This is a genomic window from Streptomyces sp. CNH287 (assembly GCF_000424825.1).
The window spans coordinates 25,439-34,117 of record NZ_AUKQ01000029.1 but is presented as its reverse complement, the minus strand read 5'-3'; the positions used below and the strand labels follow the sequence as shown (position 1 = coordinate 34,117).

10 protein-coding genes are annotated in these 8,679 nt (G+C 72.3%); 6 read left to right on the top strand and 4 right to left on the bottom strand.

Going from position 1 to position 8,679, the window contains the following annotated elements:
- Positions 1–80 precede the first annotated feature (80 nt).
- Positions 81–644, bottom strand: coding sequence for a MarR family winged helix-turn-helix transcriptional regulator (locus tag H299_RS35760; RefSeq protein WP_078512971.1), 564 nt, complete (start codon positions 642–644; stop codon positions 81–83).
- A gap of 121 nt (positions 645–765) precedes the next feature.
- Between H299_RS35760 and H299_RS0123020 the strand changes: the two genes are divergently transcribed.
- Positions 766–1,500 carry a hypothetical protein gene (locus tag H299_RS0123020; RefSeq protein ID WP_037760190.1) on the top strand — a complete coding sequence of 245 codons (735 nt, stop codon included), beginning with the start codon at positions 766–768 and terminating at the stop codon, positions 1,498–1,500.
- 81 nt (positions 1,501–1,581) lie between these two features.
- Here H299_RS0123020 and H299_RS0123015 read toward each other — a convergent pair whose 3' ends face one another.
- Positions 1,582–2,214 (bottom strand): TetR/AcrR family transcriptional regulator, encoded by a 633-nt coding sequence (locus H299_RS0123015; RefSeq protein ID WP_027750325.1) that lies wholly within the window; start codon positions 2,212–2,214, stop codon positions 1,582–1,584.
- Positions 2,215–2,369: 155 nt separating this feature from the next.
- Between H299_RS0123015 and H299_RS0123010 the strand changes: the two genes are divergently transcribed.
- The gene (locus H299_RS0123010; RefSeq protein WP_027750324.1) at positions 2,370–3,392 is read left to right on the top strand and encodes a medium chain dehydrogenase/reductase family protein; all 1,023 of its coding nucleotides are present in this window, start codon (positions 2,370–2,372) and stop codon (positions 3,390–3,392) included.
- A gap of 135 nt (positions 3,393–3,527) precedes the next feature.
- Entirely contained in the window at positions 3,528–3,848 is a 321-nt protein-coding gene (locus H299_RS0123005) for a hypothetical protein (protein WP_027750323.1), read from the top strand.
- Positions 3,849–3,912: 64 nt separating this feature from the next.
- On the opposite strand, the gene H299_RS0123000 is transcribed toward H299_RS0123005, so the two are convergent.
- On the bottom strand, positions 3,913–4,569 hold the full coding sequence (locus H299_RS0123000; protein ID WP_486587383.1) for a response regulator: 657 nt from the start codon (positions 4,567–4,569) through the stop codon (positions 3,913–3,915).
- 107 nt (positions 4,570–4,676) lie between these two features.
- Positions 4,677–5,540, bottom strand: a complete 864-nt coding sequence (locus H299_RS35755; protein WP_051262751.1) for an ATP-binding protein — start codon at positions 5,538–5,540, stop codon at positions 4,677–4,679.
- Between the two features lie 465 nt (positions 5,541–6,005).
- On the opposite strand from H299_RS35755, the gene H299_RS0122990 reads away from it, so the two are divergent.
- The 3 genes from H299_RS0122990 (at position 6,006) to H299_RS38565 (ending at position 8,636) form a co-directional block, all read left to right on the top strand.
- Positions 6,006–7,025, top strand: coding sequence for a thiamine pyrophosphate-dependent dehydrogenase E1 component subunit alpha (locus H299_RS0122990; RefSeq protein WP_486587382.1), 1,020 nt, complete (start codon positions 6,006–6,008; stop codon positions 7,023–7,025).
- 43 nt (positions 7,026–7,068) lie between these two features.
- Positions 7,069–8,049 carry a pyruvate dehydrogenase complex E1 component subunit beta gene (locus H299_RS0122985; RefSeq protein ID WP_027750320.1) on the top strand — a complete coding sequence of 327 codons (981 nt, stop codon included), beginning with the start codon at positions 7,069–7,071 and terminating at the stop codon, positions 8,047–8,049.
- A 65-nt stretch (positions 8,050–8,114) separates the two neighbouring features.
- Entirely contained in the window at positions 8,115–8,636 is a 522-nt protein-coding gene (locus H299_RS38565) for a cupin domain-containing protein (RefSeq protein WP_051262750.1), read from the top strand.
- Positions 8,637–8,679 lie beyond the last annotated feature (43 nt).

The following is an 8,679-nucleotide window of genomic DNA, read 5'->3' as shown; positions in this document are numbered from 1 at the left end:
TCTGCTCGGCGTCGGCGGGGGTGTGTTTCGGTGGGGTTGGGTGTGGTGGTGGGTGTGCTCATACGGAACCTCCCTCCGCTTCACTCTACTATGCGTGATAGGGGAGCGCTGCCGGGTGGGCAGTTCCGGGGCCCGGTCATCCTGCTGTAGCCCGGGTGCACCCCGGCCGTGAGCCCCTGGGCCCGCGCGACGCGCTCCAGGAGCGCGGCCAGGGCCCGCCGCTCGCCGTCGTCCAGTCCCGCGCTGAGCGCCTCCTCGTGCGCCCGGGCCGCCGCGCCGAGCCGCCGTGCCAACTCCTCACCGGATGCGGTCAGATGGAGCGCCTGGAAGCGGCGGTCCTTGGGGTTGCGGCGCCGCTCGATCAGGCCGCGCTCCTGGAGCGCGTCGACGAACGCCACGAACCTGCTGGGTGACATGGAGAGTTGGCGCGCCAGCTCCTGCTGGTGCTGCCCCGGGGCCAGGCCCACCCGTCGGAGCAGCCCGGCCTGAGCCGCCGTCAGCTTCAGCTCCGCCGCGCGCCGGGCGAACCCCTGCGTCGCGTGATCCCCCAACTGGGCCAGCAGGAAGGCGATCTGGGGCGGCGACTCCGGGGCTTCCTCCGCCGGACGGGCCGACTGTGCGGGGTCTTCGGGTGTGGCGGGCATCCGGCAACGATACCACTGGACAATGATATCCCTGTGTGAACTATTCTTTTCGGGAACCATGGGTGCCGTGCTCCCTGGCGCCCGGGTCCGACCGTTCTTCCCCGGCTGACTGGAGACCCCCATGGCCACCGCGTCCCCGCCCCCCACCGCGTCCCCGCCCCCCGCCGCCTCCCCGCGGCCCGGTCAGCCGAGCCCGCCGCTGCTGTTACCGGCCCTCGCCTTCGCGGTGCTGATGGTCGTCTCCATCGTCCTCGCCCGCGACACGCCGCTGCCGACCGAGAGCGCCGCGGAGACGCTGGCGTACTACCGGGACCACGAGACGGCGGCGCGGGTCTCCGGGTGCCTCCAGTTCCTGGGCGCGGTGCCGCTGGCGGTCTGGAGCGCGCTGGTCTTCCAGCGGCTGCGGCTGCTCGGGGTCACGGCACCCGGGCCGGTGATCGCGCTGGCCGGCGGCGTCCTGAGCGCCGCCTTCATGGCGCTGTGCGGGCTGACCGTCTGGGTCGCGGCCCGGTCCGGCGACCTGGGCGACCAGACGCTGACCCGTTCCCTGGCGGACGTCACGTTCGCCACCGGTGGTCCGGGGCACGTCGTGGCCTTCGGCATGCTGCTGGCCGGGGTGGCGGTGACCATGCTGATGCTGGGCACCGGGCCGCGCGCCTTCGCCTGGACGGGCGTGGTGCTGGCGGTGATCGCCGGGCTCGGCACGCTGGCCCTGATCGACACGGACCTGGGCGTACCGCTGCCGATCGGCCGCTTCGGAGGGCTGATCTGGCTCGTCGCGGCCAGCGTGATCCTGCCCCGGCGCCGCGAGCGGCGAAGCGGCGCGGCGGGCGCGGCGCGGGCGGAGGCCGCCTGACAGCACTTCCCGCAGCGAACCGCTCCACCGGCACGACCGCGGCGACCGCCCCACCCGGGCGGTCGCCGCGGTCGTGTCCGCTCAACTCGCGGCGGGCAGCCGCCGGTCGATCACGGCCAGGGCCAGCTCCTCGATCTGCCGGGCCGCCGCCTCCTCGCCGTCCTCCGGGCCCGCCAGCGCGTCGTACGTCTCGAAACTGGTCAACATCGCCAGCAGTTCGGTCAGTTCGGCCGACTCCGAGGCCGCGAGGGAGACCCCGCGCTCGTCGGCCAGCCGGTCGAGCACGATCTTCAACCCGATGCGGCGCCGCTCCCCCCGCGTGCGCAGCGCGGTCTCCAGCTCAGGGTCCATGATGGCCAGCCCGCGCAGCCGCCGCAGCGCCGTGCGCCCGGAGCCGTAGAAGCCGACCAGCACCTGGATCACCTCGCCCAGCGCGTCGGTGACGGCCGTGCGCGTGAACGCGTCCGCCATCCTGGCCATGCCGCCGCGGTCCGCGAGGTCGTCGAACAGCGCCTCCAGGAGCCCTGTCTTCGATTCGAACTGGTAGTAGACGGTCATCCGGGCCACCCCGGCCTTGCGGGCGACCGCCTCCATGCTGAGTGCCGCCGGACCCTTGGCGCCGGTGAGCAGCTCGTTGGCGGCTTCCAGGATGCGGGCGCGCGTCTGCTCGGCGGCTGCCTGGCGCTGGCCGGCGTTATAGGGGCGAGGGCTCATGAGTGATTGACGTCTCCAGGGTTGGGGTAAGGATCATTTAATTGTACACTCAGTCTATATAAAATAATGGGCGGCGCCAGAGCGCCTCCATGACCCCGCTCCTGCGAACGAACAGCGCAGCCACCGCCGCCTGACCCTTCACCCAGGAGTCCGCCATGAAATACCGCCACATAAGTGTCCCCCGGCAAGGAGGCGCCGACGTCCTCCAGCTGCGCAGCGACGAGCTGGAGCCACCGGCTCCGGGCCACGTCCGGGTGCGGGTGCTCGCGGCGGGCGTCAGCTACGGCGACATCCTGCTGCGCGCCGGAGTCATCCCCGGCGGCCCCAAGCGGCCCTTCACCCCGGGCTACGACCTGATCGGCGAAGTGGCGGAGGCCGCCCCCGGCGTCCAGGCGCCCGCGCCGGGGACCAGGGTCGCCGCCCTGGTGCGCAGCGGCGGGTACGCGGAGTACGCGGACGTCCCCGGGGCCCGGCTGGTCCCCGTGCCCGACGGCGTGGACCTGGCACAGGCGTCCGCCGCCCTGCTGAACTACTTCATCGCCCAGCAGATGCTGCACCGCGTCGCCCGCGTGCGCCCCGGCGGGACCATCCTCGTGCACGGCGCGTCCGGGGGAGTGGGGACGGCCTTCCTGGAACTCGCCGCCCTCGCCGGTGTGACCTGCTACGGCACCTGTTCCGCCCGTTACGCGGACCACGTGCGCGCGCTCGGCGGCCACCCGGTGGACCGGCAGGGCGAGGACTTCGTCAAGGTCGTCCGCGGCCTGCCCGGCGGGGTGGTGGACGCCGTCTTCGACCCCGTCGGCGGGCCGCACTTCCTGCGCTCGTACCGCGCGATCGGGCGCGGCGGCTTCATGGTCGGCTTCGGCCAGAACGCCGCCCTGCGCGACGGCAGGCCCAACCTGCTGGTCGGCGCCCAGGGCTTCCTGGGCGGCATCGTGCTGCCCAAGCTGGTCCCCGACGGCCGCCGGACGCTGTTCTACAACGCCTGGAGCCTGGAGAAGTCGCATCCCGCCGCCTACCGGGAGGACCTGGCGACCGTGCTGACGCTGCTTCAGCAGGGCGAGATCCACCCCAAGGTCGGGCGGACGATGCCACTGGGCGAGGCCGCCGAGGCGCACCGTGCGCTGGAGGGCGCGCGGGCCGGCGGCAAGGTCGTCCTGCTGCCGGAAGCGGGCTGAGCGGGCGGTACGGCCCGCGCGCCGCACCGGCCTCGGCCCGCTCCGTGTCCCGAACCGCCCGCCGCGTCCCGTACCGCCGCCGCGTCCCCGCCCCCCCCGTACCCGCACCGCCCGTCCCGCCCCGGAGGTGACCTGGTGGGTCCCCGAAACCGTGCCGCGCGTGTCCGTACGCTGCTCAGCCGCGGCGCGCGGTCAGCCGGACGCACCCTGACCGAGGGGCTGTTCTGGCTCGGGCTCACGCTCGGACCGATGACGCCGCCCTCGTCCATGCCCGGCCTCAACGAGCCGCGCATGGGCGGCGCGCAGGCGGGAGGGAGGGCCCGGGAGCGCGAGGAGGGGACCGGCGGGGCGTGCGACACGTACACCCCGCCGGCCTGGCACCCGGAGTTCTCCGGCCCGGAGGCGGCCCCGCCGGACGACGAAGAGGCGGCGCTGTGGGCCCAGTTCGAGGACTGAGCGCTCCCGGCCGCCGCTTCCGCCGGGAGCGCTGAGCGGGTGTCCGTGCCGCCGTGAGGGGCGGTCAGTGGCCCAGACCGGCCCGCCTGGCCTGGACGACGGCCTCCGCCCGGTCGGTGACCTGGAGTTTGCCGAAGATGCGGGAGAGGTAGTTGCGCACGGTCTTCACCGAGAGGTGCAGCTCGTTCGCGATGTGGGTGTTGTTGCGGCCGTCGGCCAGCATGGTGAGCACCGTCATCTCACGGGGCGTCAGCTCCGGGAACGGTGCCCGCTCGGTCTGCGGCTGCTTGATCTGCGCCAGCAGATGCGCCGCCACCTCCGGCCCGAAGATGGCGCCGCCGACGCTCACCTCCGTCACCGCGCGCCGCACGTCGGCGAGTCCGGCCCCCTTGAGCAGGTATCCGCGGGCGCCCGCGCGGACCGCGGCGACGATGGACTCGTTGTTGCCGTCCGCGGTCAGCATCACCACCGCGGTGTCCGGTCTGCGGGCGAGCAGCGCTCTGGTGGCCTCGATGCCGTCCGTGCCCGGCATGCTGATGTCCATCAGGACGACGTCGGGCACCAGGCGGTCGGCGGCCTCCGCGACGGCGCCGCCGTCGGAGACTTCGCCGACCACCTCCAGGTGCTCGATGTTCTCCAGGAGCTGCCGCAGGCCGGAGCGGAAGAGCGGATGGTCGTCCGCGATGAGGATTCGGAGGTCCCGGGTCAGGGTGAGTTCCACAGCGGTTCTCCTCACGAAATGGTGGTGCGGAGCAGTCGTGTGCGTGCCCCGCGCCGCACGGCCGTGCCGCGGTTCCGGTGTGCGGTACGGCCGCGCCGCGCGGGTGATCACGGCGGTGCCGGTGCCGAAGCCGGGCGCGCCGTCGCCTCCCGGCCGCTGGGCAGCGGCAGCCGCACCCGTACGCGCGTGCCGCGCGGGAGATTGCGTTCCACGCTGAACGCGCCGCCGAGTTCACGGGACCGCATACACATCGAGGGCAGCCCTATTCCAGCGGCGCTGGTGCGGGAAATTCCGACCCCATTGTCTTCGACCACCAGGTGAATTCCGTCGTCATTCAGCTGGACGCTGATATGACAGAAGGTGGCCCGGGAATGCCTCACCACATTTGCGAGTGCTTCACCCGCAATGTTCTGTAATTCAAACTGAACACCCATGGGAAGTGTGTCGACGGCGTCCGCGATTTCCATGCTCAGGCGGAGCCGGCCGTCGGTGGCACTGCCGAAGGCGCGCACCTGGTTGGTCAGGGAATGGCGAAAACTTTGCCGGGAATTTTCCTCCGTACGCTCGGGTGTGCTGAGGTCTCGGATGATCTGCCGGATGTCCGCGATCGCGGCCCGCAGATCCTGTCGCGTCTGCTCGAACACGAGGAGCGCGCGCTCCGCGTCGGCGCTCATCGTCAGGCCGGCGACCTCCAGCCGCATGTGCAGGGCGGCGAGGCACGGCGCGAGTGAATCATGCAGGTCACGACGGATGCGGCGGCGCTCCTCCTGGCGAGCTGCGGCGGTCAGGCGGCGCAGCTCCTCCTGCGGGGAGGAGTCCTGCGGGCCGAGACCGGCAGCGGTGAGGTGCCGGAGCGTCTCCTGCGTCAGGCGGAGGACCCAGTGCGCCGAGGTCGGCGGGTCGGGGTGCGTCCGGCCGTCGATAATGACGCGCCGGAGATGGGGGCCTAGTGCGTCGCAGCGATGCCGCACGGGGCCCCCTCTTCGCCGGTGGTGGGGCGGCGTTGCCGTAAGGCGCTCACCGAGAATGTTTTCTGCTGGACTACCCGCGTAGCGTCGGTGTCGGCTGCGGGTGAAATGTGTAATATTCGGTCTTCGGATTCGAGCGCGCGAGCAATGTCATTGGACATGATCCCCGTACTCCCCCTGTTGCTCCCGTCGGACCCGTCGGCAGATTTTTCGCAGCGAACACCACACGCTTGCGCAGAGCGCGCACCAGTTCGATGTTGCCCAGCGGCGCCACTTTAAGCGCACTATCACACAGGGCGCAAGGGATGTCATTGGGGGGTGGACAGGGCCTCCGGGAGGTTCGGTGAGCATGGTTGCCGTCATGCGAGTGAGCACTTACCCTCATGATAGCGAGCCAGTCCAGGCCGAGCGGTACGGCAGTGCGAGCGCCGCCGGTTCCGGCCGCCCTGAGAGCCAAGGAGGCATCCCGTGGGCACAGCGCAGATCCCAGCGAGCCTGACCGCAGACCGCGTCACCGAGGTCTACCGGATCATGACGACCATCCGCGCCTTCGAGGACCGTGTGCACGAACTCGCGAAGGACCTCCCCGGCGCGGTCCACCTGTACTCCGGCCAGGAGGCGGTGGCCGCAGGCGTGTGCGCCGCCCTCGACCCCGGTGACCACATCGCCAGCACCCACCGCGGGCACGGCCACGCCATCGCCAAGGGCTGCGACGTGGTGGCCATGATGAAGGAGCTGTTCGGCAGGCCGGACGGGCTGTGCGGCGGCAAGGGCGGCTCGATGCACATCGCGGACTTCGACCGCGGCATGCTCGGCGCGAACGGCCTGGCCGGCGGGGGTGTGCCGCTGGCCTGCGGCGCCGCTCTGACGGCACGTCAGCACCGTTCGGGCCAGGTCGCCGTCGCCTTCACCGGGGACGGCGGCGCCAACCAGGGCGCGGTGCTGGAGAGCTTCGTGCTGGCCCGGATGCTGTCGCTGCCGGTGATCTTCGTGGTGGAGAACAACGGCTACGCGCAGGCGACGCCGGCCGCCAGCCATCTCGCCGGCACCGATCTGGCCCGGCGCGCCGAGGGGTTCGGCATCCCCGGCCGGGTGGTGGACGGTTACGACGTCTTCGCCGTGTACGCCGCCGCCGCCGAGGCGGCCGGACGGGCCCGCGCGGGGGGCGGGCCCACGCTCCTGGAGTGCCGGGCGGAGCGGTTCCACGGCCACATGGAGCTGTGGGACGACCAGTCCTACCGGCCGGGCGAGGACGTCCCCCGGCTGCGTGCCGACTGCGACCCGCTGGCGCTGCTCCGGGCACGGATCGCGGCCGGAGCGGCCGGCCGTCCGGGGACGCCGGAGCCGGGGGAGTGGCCCGCGGCGGGTGAGCTGGACCTGATCGACACCGCCGCCCGCGCCCTGGTGGAGGCCGCGGTCGAGGCCGCGCGCGAGGAGATCGAGACGGACCCGCGCTCCCTGCTCACCGATGTCTACGCCAGTTACTGACCGGCGCCCACCGGCCGTCACCCGACCGTCAGGAGAACGTCACGTGCGTACGATCACCTATCAGCAGGCCCTCAGCGAGGCGCTCACCGAACAAATGCGGCTGGACGACTCGGTCGTCCTGATGGGAGAGGACAGCACCAACGCCTGGGGCCCCACCAAGGGACTGCATCTCGAATTCCCCGACCGGGTGCTGGACATGCCGATCACGGAAGCCGCCTTCGTCGGTGCGGCCACCGGCGCGGCGGCTACCGGACTGCGTCCCGTGGTCGACCTCCTCTTCATAGACTTCGCCACCGTCGCCTTCGACCAGATAGCCAATCAGGCCGCCAAACTCCGCTACATGACCGGTGGCGCGATTTCCGTACCGCTGGTTCTGCGCGCCCTGTGGGGCACCGGAATGCGCCGCGGCGCACAGCACTCGCAGGCGCTGCTGCCGCTCTTCACCCACCTGCCCGGCCTCAAGGTCGTCGCACCGTCCGACCCCTACGACGCCAAGGGGCTGCTGGCGCAGGCCATCGTCGACGACGACCCGGTGCTCTTCCTGGAGCACAAGGGGCTCTACTTCACGCCCGGGCCGGTCCCCGAGGAGCCGTACGCCATCCCGTTCGGGCGGGCGAAGGTGGTGCGTGAGGGCGGCGACTGCACGGTGGTGGCGGTCGGCCGGATGGTCCAGGTCGCCCGGAGCGCGGCCGAGGAACTGGCCGCGCAGGGCATCGAATGCGAGGTCATCGACCCGCGGACGCTCTCCCCACTGGACACGGAGACCCTCTACGCGAGCGTCGAGAAGACCGGGCACCTGGTCGTGGTGGACGAGGGGCATCCGCGCTGCGGCATCGCCGCCGACATCGCGGCGCAGGTCGCCCAGGACCGCTTCGGCGCGCTGCGCGGGCCGGTCCGTATGGTCACCGGGCCGCACGCCCCGGTGCCCTTCAGTCCGGAGTTGGAGGACGCCTTCGCCCCCGGCCCCGGCCAGGTCGCCGCGGCGGTGCGCAGCGTGGCGGCCCCGCGCGCCGCCGCGGTCTGAGCCCGCCCGGAACCGTCCGAACCGTCCGAACCCGCCGGAGAGTCCGGCCCACCAAGGAGGATGCTGTGACGTCCCAGCCGTTCGTGAAGGGTGCCGACGAGGGGCGTGCCGTCTGGCACGTGGGCGCTCTGCTGAAGTTCAAGGCCACCGGAGCGGAGACCAACGGCCAGTTCTGGCTGGCCGAGCAGCTCTCCCCGGCCGGGTACGCCTCGCCGGTGCACATGCACACCCGCGAGGACGAGTTCTTCGTCGTGCTGGAGGGCGAGCTGATCATCCGGATCGGGGAGGACGAGCACAAGCTCGGCGCCGGCTCCACGGCCTTCGCCCCGCGCGACATCCCGCACCAGTACCGCGTCGAGGCGGAGGGCACCCGCTTCCTGGTCCTGGGCACCCCGGCCGGCTTCGAGGAGTGGTTCCTCAAGACCGGCGTCCCCGCCGAGAGCCTGACGCTGCCGCCGCCCGCGCAGGGGCCGCCGGACTTCGCGAAGCTGCTGGGGGCGCTGGGCCCGCTGGGCGTCGAACTGGTCGGCCCGCCCCCGGGCACGGACCCCGAGGGGCCCGGCAGTCCGGGGGGCCCGCCGGACTGAGCCCGTACGCCTCGCCCTGCCCACTCCGTCCCGGCCGGTCCCG